At 52.7% G+C, this 21,574-nt stretch carries 15 protein-coding genes; 5 read left to right on the top strand and 10 right to left on the bottom strand.

Annotation, left to right across the window (positions count from 1 at the left end; translation table 11 throughout):
* Nucleotides 1–44: 44 nt before the first annotated feature.
* From bcsB to D5398_RS11755, 4 genes are read right to left on the bottom strand one after another with little or no spacing between them, the layout of a single operon-like run.
* Nucleotides 45–2,561 (bottom strand): cellulose biosynthesis cyclic di-GMP-binding regulatory protein BcsB, encoded by a 2,517-nt coding sequence (gene bcsB / locus D5398_RS11770; RefSeq protein ID WP_120507808.1) that lies wholly within the window; start codon nt 2,559–2,561, stop codon nt 45–47.
* Complete coding sequence (bcsA, locus tag D5398_RS11765) at nt 2,558–4,657, bottom strand: UDP-forming cellulose synthase catalytic subunit (protein WP_120507807.1); 2,100 nt, start codon at nt 4,655–4,657, stop codon at nt 2,558–2,560. Before bcsA ends, bcsB begins: the two co-directional genes overlap by 4 nt.
* Before the next feature lie 29 nt (nt 4,658–4,686).
* Complete coding sequence (bcsQ, locus tag D5398_RS11760; protein ID WP_120132802.1) at nt 4,687–5,490, bottom strand: cellulose biosynthesis protein BcsQ; 804 nt, start codon at nt 5,488–5,490, stop codon at nt 4,687–4,689.
* On the bottom strand, nt 5,481–6,284 hold the full coding sequence (locus tag D5398_RS11755) for a cellulose biosynthesis protein BcsO (RefSeq protein ID WP_120507806.1): 804 nt from the start codon (nt 6,282–6,284) through the stop codon (nt 5,481–5,483). Before D5398_RS11755 ends, bcsQ begins: the two co-directional genes overlap by 10 nt.
* Before the next feature lie 558 nt (nt 6,285–6,842).
* On the opposite strand from D5398_RS11755, the gene hmsP reads away from it, so the two are divergent.
* The 3 genes from hmsP (at nt 6,843) to D5398_RS11740 (ending at nt 12,189) form a co-directional block, all read left to right on the top strand.
* Complete coding sequence (gene hmsP / locus D5398_RS11750; RefSeq protein WP_120507805.1) at nt 6,843–8,825, top strand: biofilm formation regulator HmsP; 1,983 nt, start codon at nt 6,843–6,845, stop codon at nt 8,823–8,825.
* Nucleotides 8,826–9,061: 236 nt separating this feature from the next.
* Entirely contained in the window at nt 9,062–10,354 is a 1,293-nt protein-coding gene (locus tag D5398_RS11745; protein ID WP_112291844.1) for a dicarboxylate/amino acid:cation symporter, read from the top strand.
* A 317-nt stretch (nt 10,355–10,671) separates the two neighbouring features.
* Nucleotides 10,672–12,189, top strand: a complete 1,518-nt coding sequence (locus D5398_RS11740; RefSeq protein WP_120507804.1) for a M16 family metallopeptidase — start codon at nt 10,672–10,674, stop codon at nt 12,187–12,189.
* Between the two features lie 55 nt (nt 12,190–12,244).
* Here D5398_RS11740 and kdgK read toward each other — a convergent pair whose 3' ends face one another.
* A complete protein-coding gene (gene kdgK, locus D5398_RS11735) occupies nt 12,245–13,183 on the bottom strand; it encodes a 2-dehydro-3-deoxygluconokinase (protein WP_120507803.1) in 939 nt (312 codons plus the stop codon).
* A 203-nt stretch (nt 13,184–13,386) separates the two neighbouring features.
* Complete coding sequence (locus D5398_RS11730) at nt 13,387–13,590, bottom strand: 2-hydroxymuconate tautomerase family protein (RefSeq protein ID WP_120132807.1); 204 nt, start codon at nt 13,588–13,590, stop codon at nt 13,387–13,389.
* A gap of 322 nt (nt 13,591–13,912) precedes the next feature.
* Between D5398_RS11730 and pdeH the strand changes: the two genes are divergently transcribed.
* Nucleotides 13,913–14,689 carry a cyclic-guanylate-specific phosphodiesterase gene (gene pdeH / locus D5398_RS11725; RefSeq protein WP_120132808.1) on the top strand — a complete coding sequence of 259 codons (777 nt, stop codon included), beginning with the start codon at nt 13,913–13,915 and terminating at the stop codon, nt 14,687–14,689.
* Between the two features lie 212 nt (nt 14,690–14,901).
* Nucleotides 14,902–16,956, top strand: coding sequence for an AsmA family protein (locus D5398_RS11720; protein WP_120507802.1), 2,055 nt, complete (start codon nt 14,902–14,904; stop codon nt 16,954–16,956).
* A 51-nt stretch (nt 16,957–17,007) separates the two neighbouring features.
* Here D5398_RS11720 and D5398_RS11715 read toward each other — a convergent pair whose 3' ends face one another.
* The 4 genes from D5398_RS11715 to D5398_RS11700 form a co-directional block, all read right to left on the bottom strand.
* Nucleotides 17,008–17,778: a CDP-diacylglycerol diphosphatase gene (locus D5398_RS11715; protein WP_120507801.1), complete on the bottom strand. Its 771-nt coding sequence runs from the start codon at nt 17,776–17,778 to the stop codon at nt 17,008–17,010.
* Between the two features lie 59 nt (nt 17,779–17,837).
* On the bottom strand, nt 17,838–19,160 hold the full coding sequence (locus D5398_RS11710; RefSeq protein ID WP_120507800.1) for an MFS transporter: 1,323 nt from the start codon (nt 19,158–19,160) through the stop codon (nt 17,838–17,840).
* A gap of 287 nt (nt 19,161–19,447) precedes the next feature.
* The gene (gene yhjD, locus D5398_RS11705) at nt 19,448–20,572 is read right to left on the bottom strand and encodes an inner membrane protein YhjD (RefSeq protein WP_120507799.1); all 1,125 of its coding nucleotides are present in this window, start codon (nt 20,570–20,572) and stop codon (nt 19,448–19,450) included.
* 84 nt (nt 20,573–20,656) lie between these two features.
* Nucleotides 20,657–21,556 carry a LysR family transcriptional regulator gene (locus D5398_RS11700; protein WP_162940756.1) on the bottom strand — a complete coding sequence of 300 codons (900 nt, stop codon included), beginning with the start codon at nt 21,554–21,556 and terminating at the stop codon, nt 20,657–20,659.
* Nucleotides 21,557–21,574: the final 18 nt, after the last annotated feature.

Below are 21,574 nucleotides of genomic sequence, written 5' to 3'. Positions count from 1 at the left end.
AACACAGGCGACTTTCATTGTTATTGTTATACAGCCGATGCTTTTCATTTCTGACCCAGACGTTTAGCCGCATGACGACGCAGGACAACGAACAGGCTCAGTCCAATTACCAGCGAAAGCAGGGTGGCAATCAGCGACAGGATCACGATATGCGTGCTGGCGTACCAGAGCACCATCATGTACCACGGCATTTGTCCGGTCGGGAATTGCTGACCGACGGAGAAACTGCGGATGCCATTTTCATCGGTAATGATCGCCAGGTCGCCGCGCACGTTGGCGTTAATTTTTGGCGATTTCAGATCGTTATGGATTTTCAGCAACTGCTGGTCGTCTGTGCCGGTCGCGACCACGACCACGTGATCGTTAGACCAGCGTGAACGGTAACTGACGAAGCCACGCCATGCGCCGGTCGAGGACAGATAACGGTCAGCATCCACCGGCTGGCGGTACCAGTCACCGGTCAGCCAGGCCACGAGGCGCTGCACTTCGGTTGGCGTTTTCACGCCCATCGAACCGGCATTGACGCTAAACGGCGAGTCAGCCAGAAGTTGCTGATTGAACGGCGTATCGCCAAGCGTGGTGACAGCCAGAATATCGCGATCAAACAGCGGGTTATTCTGTTCATCGCCCTTCAGGCCGAAGGCCACCTGAACGTGATTGACCGGCACACCGGTGGCTTTACCGGCGCGCGAAGCGAGGTTCAGCAGGGTATGAATTTCATCCGCCGTTGGCGTTTGCGGCAACAGCATCAGGGTGTCGGAGAAATCAGCCAGTTTGGAATACGGATATGAAGCACCGACGAAATACGACAGGTTCGGTAACTGGGCGAAGTGATAGCTTCCGCTCAGGTCAATGAAGGATTTCGGATCGATACGGCTCTTGATGTTATCGCTGGTCAGAATGCTGCACGGCGCATCTTTTTTCGGCTTGATGTCGAAATAGAATTGCAGCTGGTTATCCCCGTAAATCAGGTATGGCGCGAGCTGAATGGTGTAACGTTCCTGACGGCTGTCGCCGCCAAGCCGACGCCAGAGATTCTCGATCAGTCCGACTTTGTTTACCGTCAGGCTGCGCAGATAGTTGCTGTTGATGGAGACATTAAGCTTCGAATTATCTTCATCAATCCAGTTTTCCGTCGGAAAACGATAATCAATGCGCACCGGAATATTGTGGCCATCCCACATGAACAAGTCCGGCGCGGCGCGGAACGCCACCTGAATACCGTCGTGATAAATCCCGTTCGAAATCAGTGAATCCTGATCTTTACCCGCCAGTTCACCCAGCGTGACCGGACGTGACGTATCTATCCAGCGCGGCGCGTCATACGGTTTGCTAGATGGAATGGTTTGCTGCGCGACATCCAGATGATCGGCATTGTTCGGCATACCGCCGTTAATCAGCCGGTATGCAGCCTGACGCAGTTCATTGTCGTCATTGCCGAGCACCAGCAGCAGTTTGTAGACCGGATTAATCGGGTTATCGATAATCTGAATGGATGCGCCGTTGCTGGGTGGCAGCGTCAGCGAACCGATTTTATCGCCGGGCTTGCCGAACAGAATGCCGTTCTGATCCGGCAAATCGTTCAGAATGACCGGGAAATCGACGCTGCGATAATCAGACAACATGCCGAGATAAGAAGAGACCATCGCCGCTGCGCTGACATCGCCGGGTTTCATCGACGCCGAGAAGCCCATGGTGATTTTGGACTCCTGCATTTGCAGGCCATCAAAGAACGGACGCGGGAAGTTACCCAGATTGCGGCCGATATTCAGCTGCTGACCTTCCAGACCAATGCTGGTGGTCGGCAAAATCGTGACCCAGTATTTATCCGACTGATCTTTCTCGCAGGTCATGGTGTTGCTGTCATGCACGCGGAAGCTCAGGTTGTTGCTGGACACCACCATCGCAGACGGGATGTCCAGATCGTAAACATCGCCACCGTTGCTGCTCTGATTCAGCGGCAGATTACCCAGCGGCTGGCCGTTGAGCATCAGCTCGAGTGTGGTATCGCGGGCAATCAGCGCCGGAGAAATTTTCAGTGCCAGCGAAAGATGCGCGTTAGTCACGACCTCATCCGCAGGCAGGGTGAAAATAATGCCGGACTGCAACTGACCGCCGCTGAGCGTCAGGCCGTTTGGCTGGCCCATTTCTGCCACGGTAATATTACTGGTGACCGGCTGAACCAGCGGGATCACCGGTGCTGGCGTGGCACCCGGATCGGTAACCGGAGCCACAGGCGCGGACAGTGAGCTGCTGTTGTTCACCGGCGTGGTATCGGCCTGCGGTGTGTCAGCGGAAGGCGCCGGGGCAGACGCTGCGGGTGCAGCGTTGCTGGCAGGCGCTGTCGTGTCATCCGGCATCGGTGTCACCGGCGGCAGCCAGGACGGCGCGGCGGGCAAACTGGTCGCAGGATCAACCGCCGGTGCAGGCGTTTCTTCAGCCTGCGTGAACGGCAGACTGCTGAACGTCAGTAATAAACCGGTGGTGATTTTCCTGAGCAGGGATGAGCCCGGCACAGCAGAGAAACGGCGCTTTACGGTCGGTTTACGTGGTCGATTCATGCTGCTTCACTCTTGCTGGTGGCGTCAGCGGGTTTAGTTTTAGCGCGGCGTTCTTTCCACGTGTTGTAGAACAACTCGAACACGCAACGGATGATGCTGAGCAATGACTTGAACGGGTTATCCTGCGGGTATTCTTCGCCAATCCAGGCATCCGCACGGCATAACACCACGCGCACCAGTTCACGACGTTTCGAGAGCGGCAGGTTTTCAAATTGCAGACGAATGCGCTCTTTGTTACCGCTCACCTGGCTGACCGGGAAACTCTCGGCGCCTGATGAAAGCTGGATTTCCACTTCTTCAATTTCTTCTTCGAGATAACGCACATCCGGCGTGACCAGCTGCACGCCACCCATCGACATATCGATCGTGGTCGTGCGCAGTGAAATCCCGTTGGCGTAATGAATGATGGCCGGGATCGCCACATCAATACGGATGGTTTTGCGCACCTGACGCGTTTCTTTTGCCACTGCAATTGCCGCCAGCAGGATCAGCACACTGAAGCTGCCCCACGCCACGTTCAGCGCGATAACGTTGGGATCAATGGCAAAGTAATCGTGGAAAATGGCACGCACCACGCCGTAGCCGATACCGATAATCATCAGAATGGCGACAATCAGGTGGGGTTTTACGATGTTAAAGTCAAAGAAGCCGACATCAAGCAAACCGCCTTTGTCTGTCACGTTGAACTTGCCGCGTTTTGGCGCGAACAGGGTCACAATCGTTGGCAGGATCAGATGGAACGCCATGACGGTTTCATAAATTTCACCCCAGAAGGTGTAACGGAAACGGCCATTCATACGGGAGTTGATGTACAGCGACATCACCAGATGCGGCAGCGCGTAAGCGAAAATCAGGCTGGCGGATGAGGAAATGATGTTCAGGTTAAACAGCAGGAACGCCAGCGGGGCGGTCAGAAACACCACGCGCGGTAAACCGAACTGGAAATGCAGCATGGCGTTCAGATAACACAGACGTTGCTGCCATTTCAGGCCACGGCCAAAAAGCGGATTATCGACGCGGAAAATCTGCGTCATGCCGCGTGCCCAGCGGGTACGCTGAATGACGTGCAGGCCGAGACGTTCCGTTGCCAGACCGGCAGCCAGCGGGATATCCAGAAACGCGGTGTTCCAGCCACGACGCTGCATTTTCAGCGCGGAGTGAGCATCTTCGGTGACGGTTTCTACTGCAAAGCCGCCCACTTCTTCCAGTGCTACGCGGCGGATAACTGCACAGGAACCGCAGAAGAAAGTCGCGTTCCAGTTGTCATTACCCTGCTGAACCGGACCGTAGAACAGCGCACCTTCGTTAGGCATGGTGCGCCCGGCGGAAAGGTTACGTTCAAACGGATCAGGCGAATAGAAATAGTGAGGCGTCTGGATCAGCGCCAAACGCGGGTCTTTCAGGAAGCTGCCGACGGTCGCTTGCAGAAACGCGCGGGTGGCTACGTGGTCACAGTCGAACACGCAAATCAGCTCGCCTTTGGTGAGTTTCATCGCATGGTTCAGGTTACCGGCTTTGGCGTGGAAGTTGTCGTTACGGGTGATATAACCGACACCCGCATCCGCCGAGAACACCGCAAATTCGTCGCGTTTACCGTCATCGAGGACGTAAATTTTGATTTTATCTTTTGGATAATCGATGCACTGCGCCGCCAGGACGGTATCGCGTACCACATCAAGACTTTCGTTATACGAGGGAATATAAACATCGACTGTTGGCCACAAACTGGTGTCATCCGGCAGCGGTTCAATAGTGCGTTTTAATGGCCAGGTCGTTTGCAGATAGCCCAGCAATAAAATCAGCCAGACGTACAGCTCCGCGAGGAATAACCCGATCCCTAAAATGGCTTCAATCGTCGAATTAAAATGCAGCGTTTCTGTTGCGCGCCAGTAAATATAACGGGTCGACATCATTATGGACATGATGACCATGACCACACTAATGCGGCGGCTTTTACTGATGCCGAGCAGGAATAATAGCCCGATGCTGATCAGACCAAAAATGTACTGCTTCTGGCTGTCCATCGGAGTGATGATAATGACTGCTGCCACAGGCAGCAGCAGAAGCACAAGCAGGGAAAACAGGAATTTATTCATCGCTTTGGGGTCGCTGTTAACAGTGATAGTTAATAACTGCCAGATTTAGGCGCGGCGTGTAATTCACCATCACCAACTTTAATCCCTAAAATGGCGGCGACTTTTTTGCTGATCAGTTCAATATCAAATGCGGAAGCTGATACCGGACTGAAATCAATAATAGAGCGCTGCGAGGCATTGGCCTCTGGCACGCATTCATCCCTGTGGATTGTGCCTAATAATCTTTCGTTCAAACGTTGTTCAAAAAATTGTGTGACGTCACGGCTTAAAGTCCGGCGGGTGTCACTTTGGTTAACAACGTAATATTCACCCTTTTTATTATTCAACGGGGTGCCTATTAATTTGTTCTTTTCCATTAACGGCAATAAAGATAATGACGCCGTATCTGCCAGCATGACCACCACATGTAAATCGGCAATCGCCTGAACCGCTTTTAATGCTGGGCTCGGTCCCGGAGGAAAATCGGCGATAATAATTAAACCCGGATAATTTAAGACGGTATTTAATCCACGCTGTAAAAAATGTGGATCGGTCGCCAGCTGATGTTCGAATTCCAGACGCTGGTCTTCGGTGACTTCGCCGTAAGGTAATACGAAGGTGTTGGAACCGGCTTTGAGAATAAACTGGCTCCAGTCGGATTCATTACCAGAACCGGCAACAAAACCGCGGGTATCGGAAATGGGGACACCGAAATGAAGGCGAAGGGCGTTCTGCACATCAAAATCGATGACCAGCACTTTGCTGCCACTGCGGGCAAGCGAATAGGCCAGATTGGAGGCCACCGTGGTTTTTCCAACTCCACCTTTCGGTGAACAAACGCAAACTAACGGCATGAGGCAATCATCTCTAACAATGGTTGAAGCGGTGTGTCGCGATGTAAATAAGCGCTGGCAGGTTGCGGAGCCCGCTGTTTAAACATCTGTTTAAAGCGCTGGTTAACATCAGCAGACGCCGGTGAAGCAGGCACCCCAGGCGCCGGACCGCGAACGGGTGCAGGGCTGTATGCGGGCGCGGGATCCTGTACCGGCGGCTGGTGATAAACCGGCGCGGCGGGTTGTTGTACTGGCTGAGGCGTATGAACTGGTGCGGACTGAACCGGAGCAGGTGCCGGCGGTACCTCAGGCATGGCTTTACGCAGCGAATCGAGTAAACCCGAACCGCTGTCAGGAATGACAGACTGTGCATGCAGCGTCGGGGCCGTATGAACCGGCTGATGCTGTGCGGGCTGAACCGGTGCTGGCGCAGGCTTTGCCGCCGCAGGAGGCAGCGTTTCACGCACAGCATCCAGCAAACCAAAACCGGCAGCCGGAGGAGGCACTTCCAATGACAACGGCGCGCTGTGCGCATGCGTTACTGGCTGTTGCGGTGCCTGGTATTCATGCACAGGCTGTGCAACAGATAGAGAAAATTCATCCGCAGATATGGACTGGGGGGTAGGTTGCGTTGAACGGCCGTTATCGAGAGGTCCCGCAGGCTCTTCGCTGGCTGAGACTTGTTTAATCAGTGTCCATTGATTCATTGAGCCGGAAAGGGATTCACCGGCCGATTTTTCATTAAGCTCTTTATAATCAAGATTTTCCAACTTCGTCTTATCCATAAAACGTTTAATATCGTCATATTTATTCATAAATCCCGCCCGGTAGGATTATATATATCGGTGTTTTCTGGACGTCAAAACGACCCTGAATGGCCGCTAACAAAGAGTGTGAAAAAGTTTAATTTTTTTAAAGTTTTATGTGGGAATAAGACTCGTCTTAATATATCAGTTCTTTTACAGCATAGAGCACTTTTTACAAAAATTAGGATTTTCCCGTATAAAAAAGTTGCCTATATAAATGGTTGTCACAAAAGGTTTTTAGCATTTATCCGCTGGATGTTTGAGTTAAAGCAGTTGAAATGTTCATCTTTAATGTGATGAATAGCACACAAACTTCATCAGTCGCGCTTAAGTTAGTATGTTCTTTTTTGAGTGATTTTCGATTACGTCCCGTAATGTATGTTTTTCGTAAGTGAATAAGCTTAACGATTAATTAGTGTAGAAGGCTTCCTTCAAACGTGTTGTTTTTTATAGTCAAAATATTGAGTTTGGCCTCGTCTTTACCGGTTATCAGGTATACTGCGCATAAGTACCGTTCCTGATAAAGTGTGCGGGGAAAATCGTGTCTGCGGTGAATGGAGAATTAAGTTGCGGGTCAGGCGTTCATTAACGATCAAACAGATGGCGGCGGTATCAGGCATCGCTGCATTCACTATCTGTATCTTCATCGTCATCCAGCTGTTTCACTTTGTACAGCAGCGGAGGGACGATTACGCCCAGCAACTTGAAAATATTGCACATTCTGTCCGTGAGCCACTGTCGCAAGCCGTGTTGGATGTCGATCTGGAAGAAACTCAGGACATCCTCAATACGCTGCAACCGGTGGGGATTCTGAGTCGGGCCGATGTAGTGATGCCTAACCAAATCGCGGCGCTACATACGCATTTCCCGCCTGGTCGCCCGGTGCCGCAATGGGTAATACGCGGGTTTAATTTACCGGTGACCATTTCAGTTCCTCTTTATTCTGCTGCCGCCAGCCCGAAAGCGCCTAAACCTCTGGCCTTTTTAGTTCTTCAGGCCGATTCCTACCGCATGTATCAGTTTATCGTCAGCGCCCTGTCTACCATGCTGACAACTTATCTGCTGCTGGCGCTGATCTTGACGATTTCTCTGAGCTGGATTATCAACCGCCTGATCGTTAAACCGCTGCGCACGATTGCCAGTGAGCTGGAATCCCTGCCGGAAAGTGACGTCCCTTATCACCAGCTGACCCTGCCTGAACGTCATGAAGATGACGAAATCGGTATGCTGGTACGCAGCTACAACCGCAATCAGCAACAACGAGAAAAGTTACCGCAAAATAGTGAAGGCGCGCTGCCACTTTCCGAAACCGGTCTTAATAATGAAGAACAGTTCATTGAGCGCCTGCAACAACGGCTCGGTTCAGAGGAGCCGGAAAAAGGTTTCCATCTGCTGCTGATCGGTATCGAAAGTCTGCGCGATGACGGGCATGTCGATTGCCCGCTGATATCTTCTATTATGGAGGTGCTGCCGGAACATTGTCTGATGGCACGTCTGAGTTACAACGAATTTGCCTTGCTCGCGGGGGACATTGCGCGTCCCTTCATGGCAATGCGGCTGGCACGACAAATCATGGAACGCATCAATGCGCCGCAGGAAAGTCACGCGGGCAATATGTCCCTGCATCCGACGGGCAGTATCGGCATCGTTCAGCACACGGACGAATTCCCGGTAAGTGCGCAGCAGATGATGTCTAACGCGCGTGCCGCCAGACTTTCCGCTTATCAGCAGGGTAAAAATCAGATTCTGTTCTTCGAGCCTGAGCTGACCGAAAAGATTCAGAAACGCTTATTGCAGGAAAACGAAATTCTGCATGCCATGGAGCAAAACGATTTCACGCTGTTTATCCAGCCGCAGATGAATATGAAAACCGGCGCAGTAGTCGGCGCGGAAGCCTTGCTGCGACGTAAAATGGCCGACGGCAGTTACGGGCTGGAAAGTGATTTCATCGTGCTGGCTGAAGAAATTGGCGTGATGAGTCTGCTGGGTTACAAAATTCTCGAGCTAGGTTGCCAGATACTCGCGGACTGGCAACAGCGCGGGATCACGCTGCCGTTGTCGGTTAATCTTTCCGGCGTTCAGGTGCAGCAACGTAATTTTCTGCCGGAGCTGCGCAGCCTGCTGAGCCGTTACAAAATCAATCCGGGACAGCTGGTTCTGGAAATTACCGAAACAGCGCGGATTGAAGATTTGGATCGCGCACTCGTGCTGCTGAGTGAATTACGCGCAGCGGGCGTATCGATTGAGCTGGATGATTTTGGCCTGGGTTATTCTGGTCTGGAATATCTCAACCGCCTGCGTTCTCTGCCGATTGATGTCATCAAAATCGACCGCAGCTTTGTCAGCGTTCTGCCTGAGGACGAAGTCATGGTGAACATTGTGGCGTCCATCGGGCGTGCAATGAATATCCAGCTGGTCGCCGAAGGGGTCGAAACAGAGGAGCAGCGTATGTGGCTGCTGAATGAAAATATTCACCTTGGGCAGGGTTATTTATTCTCCCCGCCGCTTTCCAAAAATGAATTTGAACGCAAATTCTGTCAGCCTTCCTGAATGCTCTGAAAGGCAGGAAACCCCCTCCTGCCAGCTACTTTTCTCACTCTCTATGATTTTTTTACTTACTTAATTCCGCGCTGAATGGTTTCCGCTCTGGTTTTTAATGAGTCGTCATTGCACAGAGAAACGAAATATTTCCATCATGTTGTGTTGATGTTACTTCAATGCACTCGCCTCATTATCTTTAATCTTAAAAAACCAAGGGCGATGCACTCACTTCAGGATGGGTATTCATGAAAAAATCACTCTTCAAGAGTCTGTATTTTCAGGTTCTTTTGGCAATTACTGTGGGCGTGCTGCTGGGACATTTCTATCCGGATATCGGCGCGCAAATGAAACCATTAGGTGATGGTTTTGTTAAGTTAATCAAAATGATCATCGCGCCGGTTATCTTCTGTACCGTTGTCACCGGCATCGCCGGCATGGAAAGCATGAAAGCAGTGGGGCGCACAGGAGCCATCGCGCTGCTTTATTTTGAAATCGTGAGTACTCTGGCGCTGATTATCGGGCTGGTGATCGTCAACATCGTGCAACCGGGCGCCGGGATGAACGTCGATCCTGCCGCGCTGGATGCCAAAGCCGTCGCGGTTTACGCCGAGCAGGCACAGAGCCAGGGCATCATTCCTTTCCTGCTCGATGTGATCCCATCGAGTGTGATTGGTGCGTTCGCCAGCGGTAATATTTTGCAGGTACTGCTGTTCGCTGTGCTGTTTGGCTTTGCGCTGCACCGCATGGGCCACAAAGGCCAGCTGATTTTCAATGTGATTGAAAGTTTCTCAGGGGTCATTTTCGGCATCATCAACATGATTATGCGCCTGGCTCCTTTGGGTGCCTTCGGGGCGATGGCGTTCACTATCGGTAAGTATGGCGTCGGTTCTCTGGTGCAGCTCGGCCAGCTGATCCTGTGCTTCTACCTGACCTGTATTCTGTTCGTGGTGGTGGTACTCGGGCTTATCGCACGCTTCACCGGCTTCAGCATCTTCAAATTTGTGAATTATATTAAAGAAGAATTACTGATCGTTCTCGGCACGTCTTCTTCTGAATCCGCGCTTCCGCGCATGCTGGATAAAATGGAGCGTCTTGGCTGTAAGAAATCGGTGGTCGGGCTGGTTATTCCGACGGGCTATTCCTTTAACCTGGATGGCACCTCGATTTATCTGACCATGGCGGCTGTGTTTATCGCTCAGGCCACTAATACCCACATGGATATCTGGCATCAGATCACCCTGATTGTAGTGCTGCTGCTGTCGTCAAAAGGCGCAGCGGGCGTAACCGGCAGTGGCTTCATCGTGCTGGCGGCCACACTGTCAGCAGTTGGGCACTTGCCGGTTGCGGGTCTGGCGCTGATTCTGGGTATTGACCGCTTTATGTCTGAAGCGCGTGCGCTGACTAATTTAGTGGGTAACGGCGTTGCTACTATCGTGGTTGCAAAATGGTGTGATCAGCTCGATGAAGGGCAGTTAAAAGCGACATTAAACGGCCAGAAAGGCCTGACAGAGGCCGAGAAATCCGCTTCAGGTTTCTGAATAAAGGCCTGAGGAGGGATGAAATATTGTTAAACGCTTCTAAAAACGCATCTTTTTAGCCTCAAATCCCCCTAATATCCACCGGTTACTTGATGTAACCGGTGGATTATCTTCATAATATGTCCGCAGAACGCCGCATCCGGCGATCATTCCCAGAATATTTTTGCTGACTGCGCGACTTTGCAGGAAAAGCGCGGTCTAACGAAGGGCTGTATTTTTCGTCCTTAAACTTACGCATTCAGTTCCTGTGGGCGAGTCAACTGACACCGGCAGGACAGCAAATTTTAAAATTAGATTGTCATTACGTAGGGGTTCACATGCAGGGCACCAAAATCCGTTTACTCATTGGTGGATTGTTGCTGGCAGCAGCCGCAAGTCATGTGCAAGCTGAAGCATTACAGCCTGATCCTGCCTGGCAGCAGGGCAAGCTGGACAATGGATTTACCTGGCAGTTGCTGACCACGCCGCAACGCCCGAGCGATCGTATTGAATTACGCCTGGTGGTTCGCACCGGCTCGCTGGCAGAATCTCCCCAGCAATCGGGCTATGCCCATTTCCTTCCGCGTCTGGCACTGATGCACAGCGAAGGATTCAGCACGTCTCAGTTACAGTCTTTATGGCAGCAAAGTATCAATCCGCAGCGCCCGCTGCCACCGGCTGTCAGTTCTTACGATTTCACCATGTACAACCTGAGCCTGCCTAATAACCGTCCTGATCTTCTCAAGGATGCGCTGAACTGGCTGGCAAATACCGCCGGTAAAATCTCTGTCACCCCGGCGCTGGTGAGTGCCGCGCGTCAGGAATCTCAGGATCCGGTGGGGTCTTTACCGCAAAATACGCAGGATGCCTGGTGGCGTGCTCGTATGGCCGGTTCGACTCTGGTCGGGCACAGCCCGGATCAGTTACCGACAAAACCCGTCAATATCGAAGCATTAACCAAATTCTATCATCAGTGGTATACCCCTGATGCGATGACGCTGTTTGTGGTCGGGAATGTGGATGGCCGTGGTCTGAGCGAACAAATCAACCGGACTTTCTCCGTTCTCAAGGGCAGCCGTCAGACGCCACAAACCTTGCCGACGCTTTCGGAAGTCACCACCAAGTCGATGACAGTGATGGATGAAAACCTGACTCAGGATCGTCTTTCGTTAATGTGGGACAACGTCTGGCAGCCGATTCAGGATTCGCAGGCACTCTCCGCATACTGGCGCAGTGATTTAGCCCGTGAGGCGCTGTTCTGGCATTTGCAGGAAGCTCTGAAAAGCGCTTTCGAAACTAAGAAAGATGCCACCACATCAGGCCCGGCTCTGGGCTTTGACTGCAACGTGCAATATCAGCGCGCCCAGTGTGCTATCCGTATTGAAGCGCCACAGGCGAAACTTGCCGAGCTGTTTAAGCGTTTATCCGAAGAGTTGCTGGTTGTGCGTGATAAAGGTATTTCACAGGCTGAGTTTGATGCGCTGATTGCGCAGAAAAACGATCAGCTGAGCAAGCTTTTCGCAACCTATGCGCGCACCGATACGGATGTGCTGATGAGCCAGCGTTTACGCTCGCAGCAGAACGGCGTCGTGGATATCGCACCTGAGCAGTACCAGCAGTTGCGTCAGCAGTTCCTCACCACGCTGACGTTGCCGGTACTGAATCAGGAGCTGAAACAGCAGCTTTCCCGTGAACCGGCCATGCTGATTGCACAACCAAAAGGTGAACCTGAACTGAATGCAGGTGAACTGCGGGCGGTGTATGACAAAGTGATGGCACCGGCGGAGACCGCGCCAGCGGCTGATGCACCTGCAACTGAGGTGCCGGCGGCTTCGGCGGCGACGAGTGCACAATAATCGTTGAGTAAAAATCGATCTGCTCCCTCCCCCTTCACAGGGGGAGGAGTAAAGGTTATGCCCGGTCTGGCATAAACTCCATCGGGATGATCGCCCCGCGATGCTGAATCACGGTGCTCGCCGTTTCATGTCCGCGAACCGCTGCTTCCACCGCACTTCCGCCGGTGAGCCTCACCGCTAAATATCCGGCGCTGAAGGAATCTCCTGCTGCGGTCGTATCAATCACTTTCTCTTTCGGCAATTTCACTGCTGGCACATCATGCTGCTCGCCTTCGGCGCTGGACACGATGCAGCTGTCGGCTCCGCGTTTCACCACCACTTCGCTGACGCCCAGCGCGTGAGTGCGCGCAATCACTTCGTCATACGGTTTCTGGCCCCACAACATGTCTTCGTCGTCGAGCGTCAGGAACGCGATATCCGTGCAGGAAAGCATCGTGTTGTAGGCGGCTTGCGTCTGTTCTTTGCTGGCCCACAGACGCGGACGGTAGTTGTTGTCAAAAATGACTTTGCCGCCGCGTGAACGGCAGGCTTTCAGCAGGGTCATCAGGCGGTCGCGGCTTTCATCGTTAAGGATCGCCAGACTAATACCGCTCAGGTACAGATAGTCGAACTCTGCCAGCTTCTGGCAAATCTCTTCGGATTGCGGGCTGTCGAGCCAGTAGCGCGCGGCGGCATCATTGCGCCAGTAGTAAAAAGTGCGCTCGCCGGTGGCGTCGGTTTCAATCACATAAAGGCCAGGCAGTTTGTTTTCCAGACGCTGAGTCAGACTCGTGTTCACGCCTTCTTCCTGCCACGCCTGCAACATTTCATTGCTGAAACTGTCGGTGCCGAGCGCGGTAACGTAATGCACGTTCAGCGCCTCAGGGGAAACCTGACGGGAGATATAAACAGACGTATTTAGCGTGTCGCCACCGAAACCGCGGTGAAGGGCATCGCCTTTCTGAGATAATTCGATCATGCATTCGCCGATAACGGCAATGTTTTTGCGGGTCATTGTACCTGGCCTATGTCTGAAGCATTAAAACGAAAGGAAAGAAAAGACTGTCATTATTGCGCTCTAGTCTCTTCATAAGAATGCGGTCAGTCAAACAAATTAAAACGAGGTTTTATTTTTTGTGCAGGAGATAGAAAAAAGAAGGAAAAGCGAAGCAAAAACGAAGGCAAAAGTGGAAGCAGCAGCACTTCCACCTGAGGACGTTACTGACTTTCCTGGCGCAGTTCAGTTACCGGACGGCCACCCAGACCCCAGTTATCGGTATCGACCTCATCAATAATGACGAAAGTGCTGGCCGGATTTTTGCCCAGCGTATCCACCAGCAGCTGTGTCACACCGGCAATCAGGGCTTTCTTCTGTTCTGCCGTCGCACCCTCACGGGTGATTTTGATATTTACGTAGGGCATATTTCTCTCCGGATTGTGAATAAAACGTCAATGAAATGTTTCATTCTTCCCAATGTAGAGCTTGCACAAAGGAACTTCCAGCCCGGTTTTCGGGTTTTTTATGCGCAAATCTTGCAGAGAAATGCGCAGTGATTAAAGTTTCCGCGCGCTACGCCGATAGATAACTCTACTAATGAAAGCCAGGAAACCGGGCTACTTTGCCGCTGTGAAACGCCGTGCTTCCCTGAAGTCCGGTTTGTTGACAGCACCCATTGTAGTCACGCAACACATGTTGCCGCATGTCACCTGATGATCTGATTCTTATTCATGACGGCAGAAAAATATGATAACTAAGATGATGTTAGGGCTGATTACGCCTTCTTTTACCGCGATAGAACGCGTAAAAGCACAGTCTTACTGGCGTCAGTGTCAGAGAGTGTACCGTTTTCAGCCCATTTATCGCACGACAGGAAAGTTGTTGGGGATTGAATTGCTGACCGGGGTTTTCCACCCTGCGAATCCGCACAAATTCATTTCGCCAGAAGAATATTTCGTTGCGATAGCCGTGGGCAAGCGCCTGCAAATTGTGCAGGAGCAACTTGACCTGTTACAGCGCTGGCAAAGTCTGTTTATCGACCATGAATTACTGGCATCTATCAACGTCGATGGACAGGTGCTCGAAATGCTGCAATCTGATACGGCGCTGCGTGCGCAAATCAGCGCGATGCCTTACGTGCGTTTTGAACTGGTCGAAAGTGCTGAACACGCGCTGAGTATTCCGCTGTCGCAAATTGAGCAATCGGACCGGTTATGGCTCGACGATTTCGGGCAGGGGATCGCTAACTTTTCTTCCTTCACTACCTGGCATTACGAATACATCAAAATCGCCCGCGATTTGTTTATTCTTTTAGGACAGAGCGAAGAGGGCTCGCGCCTGTTTTACACGTTGGTGACGCTGATGAACCGCTACAGCAAAGGCGTGATCATCGAAGGGGTTGAAACTGCCACGGAATGGGCGATGGTTTGTAATTCCGATGCGCTCGCCGCCCAGGGCTATTATCTGGCGCGTCCGGCGACGTTCGACAATCTCGATAACCTGCCAATACATTTCAAAGGATAATGGATCACACCTTACTTGCTGAGGCGAAGTCTCAAATTGCCAGGTGTGTAGAGGTGGTGTGATTCATTGTTATTTTATTGATTTAAATGATTTTATAGTCAGATTCTCTGCCTCGTTTTACTTCCTATGCCCATGCCGTTTCCGGCAAGCTGTGACGAATTCAACTATGGTTAAACTCTGGGATTCGTTAACTGTCTGAAAGGAACAGCTTTATGACGCGCACAGGTAAAGTGATCTCCTGGGTTGTGGGCATCATTATCATTCTGTTGATCGCTATCGTGATTTTTATCGCGACCTTCGACTGGAACCGCCTCAAACCTACCATCAATCAAAAGGTCAGCGCCGAACTGAACCGAACTTTCGCCATTCGCGGCAATTTAGGCGTGGACTGGTCGCGTCAGAAAGACGAGGCGGGCTGGCGTGCATGGGTTCCGTGGCCGCACATTCATGCCGAAGATCTTGTGCTCGGCAACCCTTCAGACGTTCAAACCGGCGAAAAAGACGCGCAGATGGTGAAACTTGCCCGCGTGGACGCCAGTATTGCTCCGCTGGCGTTGCTGCATAAAGAAGTGCTGATCCCACGTATCTGGCTGAAACAGCCGGATGCTTCGCTGTTGCGCCTGGATAACGGCAAAAATAACTGGACGTTCAATCTCGCCAACAGTGATAACAAAGATCCGGCGCAGCCACCCTCAGCCTGGTCATTTACCCTCAATGACATCGTGTTTGACCGCGGACAAATCGATTATAAAGACGCGAAGCTGAAAGCCGATTTCCGCGCTGTGATTGATCCGCTGGGCAAACCGCTGCCGTTTACCGAAGTGGTTGGCGATAAAAAAGACGCGCCGAAAACCAAAACACCTCCGTACGTTTTTGGCTGGAAAGTTGAGGGTAAATACAACGGCGAATCGCTCTCCGGCAGCGGTAAAATCGGCGGCATGCTGGCGCTGAAAGACCCTGATGCGCTGTTCCCGTTACAGGCCGACGTACGCTCCGGTAACACACGGGTGGCGGTAGCCGGTACCTTGCAGGATCCGATGAATCTTGGTGGTCTGGATTTACGCCTGAAATTCTCCGGCCAGACGCTGTCTGATTTGTACGGTCTGACCGGCGTGCTGTTGCCGCAAACCCCGCCATATTCTACCGATGGCCATTTATCGGCGACGCTGCACGGTAAAAACGGTGCAATTTACCGTTATCAGAACTTTAACGGCGAAATTGGCGACAGCGATATTCACGGCTCTCTGACCTACCAGGCCAGCAAACCAAGACCTAAACTGACCGGGGACGTGGTATCCAAACAGCTGCGCTTTGCCGATCTCGCGCCGCTGATTGGTGCGGATTCCAATAAAGACAAAGCCAAACGTGGGGAAACCACCCGCCAGCCTTCCGATAAAGTGCTGCCGGTGGAGAAATTCGATACCAAGAGCTGGCGCGTCATGGACGCCGATGTGAAGTTCAGCGCCAAACGCATCGAGCACGGCAAATCCCTGCCGCTGAGCGACTTAAGCACGCACCTGAAACTGACCGACGGTGAAATCCTGCTGGATCCGCTGCGTTTCGGTGTGGCGGGCGGTAACCTGAATTCTACTATCCGTCTTGAAGGCGACAAATCGCCGATGCAGGCGCGGGCTGACATTCATGCCCGTAAGCTGAAACTGAAACAGCTCCTGCCAAGTGTGCAGTCGATGGAGCGCAGTCTGGGCGATCTGAACGGTGACGCTACACTGACAGGTACCGGTAATTCTGTCGCAGCACTTCTCGGTACCAGCAATGGCGACATGAAAATTCTCATCAACGACGGCGTGATCAGCCGCGGGCTGATGGAACTGGCGGGCCTGAATGTGGGTAACTACGTGGTCAGCAAACTGTTCGGCGATGACGAAGTGGCCATCAACTGTGCGGCCGCCAACGTCAACGTGAAGAACGGGCTGGTGACACCAAGGCTGTTTGTTTTCGATACCGAAAATGCGGTCATCAACATCACCGGTAATACCAATATGGCGACCGAGCGGCTCGATTTGTCGATCAACCCGGACAGCAAGGGCGTGCGTATCCTGACCTTGCGTTCACCGCTGTATGTTCGCGGCACTTATAAAAATCCGGATGCCGGTGTGAAACCGGGACCGCTGATCGCCCGTGGTGCGGCGGCTGTCGCACTCGGCGCAGTGGTGGCTCCGGCCGCTGCATTACTCGCTCTGATTTCCCCAAGCGACAATGAAGAAAACCAGTGCGGCCCGATATTGAAGCAAATGAATGAGAAGTAATCCTGTTGAGTAAACTCCTCCCCCTGAGAAGAGGGAGGCCGGGATAGGGTTTTAAGGCTGAGGCACCGGATCCAGTACCGCGCACTTATGGTCCTGGATTTCCTCGGTCGAGGCGTTATTGAGTTTCAGTAAGTCCCGTTCGCTGGCGAGCAGCAGGAAGTCGCCGCCCGGCAGACTGACCATTGCCATGCCGAAATGCCCCATCTTCTTATCTGCTTCAGGCACGCCTTCAGCCAGAATACGGAAAGCGCCTTTCTGATTCAGTTCAGAAGCGGTGACTTTGCGCGCCAGATAAGTGTGCCCGAGCAGCTTATCTGGTAGCTCCTGCCAGTTGTATCCCATCTGCGCGCCGTCTTTACTTAGCGTGGTTTTCACCTGCGGGAGAAGGCAGGAAATATGAATATGCAGCTGGTTTTGCGAGCGTCCGTATTGCGAATTAATCGCCAATGAGACATTGCTGTCATCAATCGGCTTACCGTATTTATCCGCCATAAAATGCCGCGCATTCCATGCCTGACTGAAAAAGTTCGGCGTTGCGGGTTCCAGCAGGGCCGGGCTTTCCATGCCGGTGATCCGCGCGGTCGGCATCAGCAGATATTGCAACGGGCCGTTAAGGTCTTTCAGCACCACAAAACCTTGCTGTTCATCGACCTGCGCGCAGGGGGCAGGTTTGCCTGTGCTTTGCTGATTTGGCACGCATTTCTTGCTGATGATGTTCCACAGAGCGTTGGGATTAGAAGTGTGGGGCCACAAATACCAGAAGGCCGCAGCAATAACGATAAGCAGGATCAGGACTGGCAGGATAAGTCGTCGTAAGCGCATAAGAAACCTTCGCTGAAGGCACCGTGCCGGGCGCGTACCGGGCACGGTGTCGGTGTCAGTTACAATGACTGATGGGCGGTTTCTTTGGACAACAGCAGCGCGATCAGTGTCAGCGTTGCCATCGAGGCCAGATACACGCCCACGTAGAACAACCCGTAATGAGTTGCCAGCCAGGTGGCGATATACGGCGCGACGGACGCACCCAGTATCGAAGACACATTATAGGAGAAGGATGCGCCGGTATAACGAACTTCTGTCGGGAAAAGTTCCGGCAACAGTGCGCCCATCGGACCGAAAGTCAGCCCCATGACCATAAAGCCGCACAGCAGGAACACCATCACCAGCGCCTGTGAACCGGCACCCAGAATGGTCGGGAAGCACAGCGCGAAGACGATCATCAGCAGCGTAATGCAAATCATGGTTTTGCGACGGCCAAACTTATCCGCCAGCTGACCGGCAACCGGCACCATCACGCCGAAACCGATCACGCCAAGCATCAGCATCAGCAGGAATTCGTTACGCGGAATGCCCAGACCGAGCGGCTGCGCGGCTGTGCCGTAGCCCAGCGAATACACGGTCATGATGTAGAACAGCGTGTACGTCGCAACCATGATGAAGGTGCCCAGCAGCGTCGCTTTTTTGTATTTGGTGAACAGCGTACCGATGGGTACTTTTACCTGTTTGCCGGCTTGAGCGATTTTGGCGAACACCGGCGTTTCATGCAGGGAAACACGTACGTATAGACCCACAATCACCAGCACGGCAGAAAGCAGGAATGGCACACGCCAACCCCAGGCAATGAACTGTTCGTCGGTGAGCAGCCATGACAGCAGCAGGAACATGCCGTTGGCGAAGAAGAAGCCAATCGGCGCGCCAAGCTGCGGGAAAGAACCGTACAGGGCACGTTTCTTCGCCGGTGCGTTCTCGGTGGCGAGTAATGCCGCGCCGCCCCATTCACCGCCCAGCCCCAGCCCCTGACCAAAACGCGCTAATGCCAGCAGTAACGGTGCGAAGACGCCAATGGTCGCGTAGGTCGGCAGCAGGCCGATGACTACGGTAGATACGCCCATCGTCAGCAAAGAGGCCACGAGGGTGACTTTACGCCCGACGCGATCGCCGAAGTGACCGAACAGTGCGGAACCGATCGGACGTGCAATAAAAGCGATAGCGAAGGTGGCCAGAGACTGAAGCGTGGCGGCAGTCGGATCACCCTGAGGGAAGAAAATGTGCGGGAAAACGATCACCGCGGCCGTGGCGTAAATATAAAAGTCGAAGAATTCGATGGCCGTACCGATTAGCGATGCCACGATGACTTTGCCGCGGGAGTTCTGACTCACCAGGTTGGCGTCAGCTTCTAATTCTGGAGTGATAGTGGCTTGCATAAGTGTTTCTTATTTGTAATGAGTGGGAGGGATCTAATGTAAATAAATGTATATCGAAAAGGCATCTTATGCAGAGCAGGGCGGTATTTCAACGCAGCGGAAGCCCTGAAAAAGGGCGTTTAAAGCCGGATCGGGGGAAAGTTTTAACAGGGCGGGATTTCACCAATCATAAGTTTGGCGAATAGATAAAAAGCAGAGTAACTGACTGCAAAACCGCGAAATAAAAGTGCGGCCCTCAGTCAGTTATTCTGGTTTCAGCAGTGGTGCAATACCTTATCTGGCATTATTCACTGCTTATCGAGCTTATTTTCAGAATTAACGGCGGTTATATGCATTTCATCTGGCACGATGAGGTTGTCAGGTGTGTATTCGCTGTCGTTTTCCGTCGCGGTTTTCCCGCTTTTAGTGTCTTTCAGCTGCGGATCGGGCATCTTCGGGTCATCTTTGTATTTCGCGGTGGCAATCCACGCGGCGACAAACAATGTCAGACGGGCGAAGAAATAAAAGAAAGCCATCAGCCCGATCACGGAACCGAATGCCGCGCCGGAAGGCGAAGTCGCCAGTTTCGGCAGCGTCATGGTCATTACGAATTTGATCACCTCAAAGCCAATCGCCGCCAGCAATGTGCCGCGAAGCAGCGCTTTTTTGCGTGGTTTGTGGCGCGGCAGCATCCAGAAAATCCACAGGAACAGCAGATAATTGGCGGCAATCGAAATCACCAGCGTGATGCTGGTCATCACCGGACGTAGCCATTCGATACCGCCCAGACCCAGCGCATCGACAATGGTTTTTTGCGCCGCACCGGCAATGGAGGTCAGCGACAATGTAATAATCAGCGCCAGCACCAGCCCGGTCAGCGAAATAAAGTCGCGGAAATAGCGGCGGTAAATCTTTTCCTGATCCTGCGGATTTCGTTCCCACACATCGCGCGATTGTGCGCGGATCGCTTCGCGCAGATTCCCCATCCAGCTGATACCTGAATAGAGCGCAATCAGCAAACCGGAGATCCCGACGGCAGTACGCTGCTGGATAGCGGTATTCACGGTGTTTTTGAGAGTATTCGCCAGATTCGGATCGCTGATACTGTTAACTATTTTATTAATCAGCTCCGCCAGCAGGTCGGGATTTGAGGCCAGCACAAAACCCACTGCGGCGAAGGACACCATCAGGATAGGGATCAGTGACAGGAAGGAAAAGTAGGTGATAGCAGCGCCAAACTGGCTGCCCAGGCGGTCGTTAAAGCGTTCCGTTGTCCGCAGCAGGTGCGCGACCCAGCCCCATGACTGAACATTTTCCACCAGCCGTGAAAATCTGCCGATGTTTTTATCCACCGTTGAATTGCCGGTTTTGATATTAATCAGCGGCTCGGATTTTTCCTGAGTTTTCGTTTCTTGTTTAGAGGTGATGGGCATTGATCCATGTTGTCCTTAAAAATTCATCCAGCTTTAAGTATAGACCCCTGAGCGGTGAGGGATATGCCAGAGCCGTCCGAAAGGTCAGGCAATGAACGTTTGGGTGAGTTCCGTCAGCCAGTCCATAAACACTTTTACGCGGCGGGAAAGATTCAGCCTGTGCGGATATACCAGCGTCACCGGCATCGGCGGCGCGCGAAACTGCGGCAGAATACTTACCAGCTGACCACTCGCCAGCGAATCACGCACACCCAGCAGCGGCGCCTGAATGATCCCAAGTCCCGCCAGACAGGCCGACACGTAGGTTTCGGTACTGTTAACCGTCACCGCGCCACCGCTTTTAACGGTTTTCACCTGTTTGCCGTCGAGATATTCAAAAGCCGACGTGTGGCTGCCGAGGGTTTGCTCGTAATGCACCATCGCGTGCTGGGCCAGCTGGTCAGGGTGGTCCGGCGTACCATAGCGGCGCAGATAGCCTGGGCTGGCGCAGTTCACCACGCTGAGCTGTCCGAGCGGGCGGGCGATCAGCCCGGAATCTTTCAGCGCTCCGGAGCGGATCACGCAATCGAACCCTTCACGCACCACATCCACCCGGTGATCGGTACAACTGAGCTCTATTTCCAGCGCCGGATAACGGTTAAGGAATTCAGCCAGACGCGGTAAAACCAGGTGCGTCGCCATACCGGTGGACATATCGACCCGCAACCGTCCGCTGACGCTGGCAGGATTGGACTGAAACATCGACTCCAGTTCTTCCATGTTTGCCAGCAGCTCTTTGCAGCGCTGATAAAATAGCTGCCCGTCCTGCGTCAGCTGCACGCGGCGCGTGGAACGGTGCAGCAGGCGTGCTGACATCCGCGTTTCCAGCTGCTGCACCAGTCGGGACACACTGCCTTTGGGTAAACCGAGACTTTCAGCCGCACGGGTAAAATTACTCAGCTCAGCCACACGTACGAAAACCTGCATTGATTGAATTTTATCCACATTTCGCCTGATTGTTGT

Origin of the sequence: Rahnella bruchi, assembly GCF_003614975.1 — a bacterium.
GTDB classification, from domain to species: Bacteria; Pseudomonadota; Gammaproteobacteria; order Enterobacterales; family Enterobacteriaceae; genus Rahnella; species Rahnella bruchi.
The sequence above is the reverse complement of the archived record's forward strand: the minus strand, read 5'-3'. Positions and strand labels throughout refer to the sequence as shown.

Excerpts from the sequence above, each read along its gene's own strand:
- bcsB (WP_120507808.1), bottom strand. The coding sequence starts at position 2,561 with ATGAATCGACCACGTAAACCGACCGTAAAGCGCCGTTTCTCTGCTGTG.
- bcsA (WP_120507807.1), bottom strand. The coding sequence starts at position 4,657 with ATGAATAAATTCCTGTTTTCCCTGCTTGTGCTTCTGCTGCTGCCTGTG.
- bcsQ (WP_120132802.1), bottom strand. The coding sequence starts at position 5,490 with ATGCCGTTAGTTTGCGTTTGTTCACCGAAAGGTGGAGTTGGAAAAACC.
- D5398_RS11755 (WP_120507806.1), bottom strand. The coding sequence starts at position 6,284 with ATGAATAAATATGACGATATTAAACGTTTTATGGATAAGACGAAGTTG.
- D5398_RS11745 (WP_112291844.1), top strand. The coding sequence starts at position 9,062 with ATGAAAAAATCACTCTTCAAGAGTCTGTATTTTCAGGTTCTTTTGGCA.
- D5398_RS11740 (WP_120507804.1), top strand. The coding sequence starts at position 10,672 with ATGCAGGGCACCAAAATCCGTTTACTCATTGGTGGATTGTTGCTGGCA.
- kdgK (WP_120507803.1), bottom strand. The coding sequence starts at position 13,183 with ATGACCCGCAAAAACATTGCCGTTATCGGCGAATGCATGATCGAATTA.
- D5398_RS11730 (WP_120132807.1), bottom strand. The coding sequence starts at position 13,590 with ATGCCCTACGTAAATATCAAAATCACCCGTGAGGGTGCGACGGCAGAA.
- pdeH (WP_120132808.1), top strand. The coding sequence starts at position 13,913 with ATGATAACTAAGATGATGTTAGGGCTGATTACGCCTTCTTTTACCGCG.
- D5398_RS11720 (WP_120507802.1), top strand. The coding sequence starts at position 14,902 with ATGACGCGCACAGGTAAAGTGATCTCCTGGGTTGTGGGCATCATTATC.
- D5398_RS11715 (WP_120507801.1), bottom strand. The coding sequence starts at position 17,778 with ATGCGCTTACGACGACTTATCCTGCCAGTCCTGATCCTGCTTATCGTT.
- D5398_RS11710 (WP_120507800.1), bottom strand. The coding sequence starts at position 19,160 with ATGCAAGCCACTATCACTCCAGAATTAGAAGCTGACGCCAACCTGGTG.
- yhjD (WP_120507799.1), bottom strand. The coding sequence starts at position 20,572 with ATGCCCATCACCTCTAAACAAGAAACGAAAACTCAGGAAAAATCCGAG.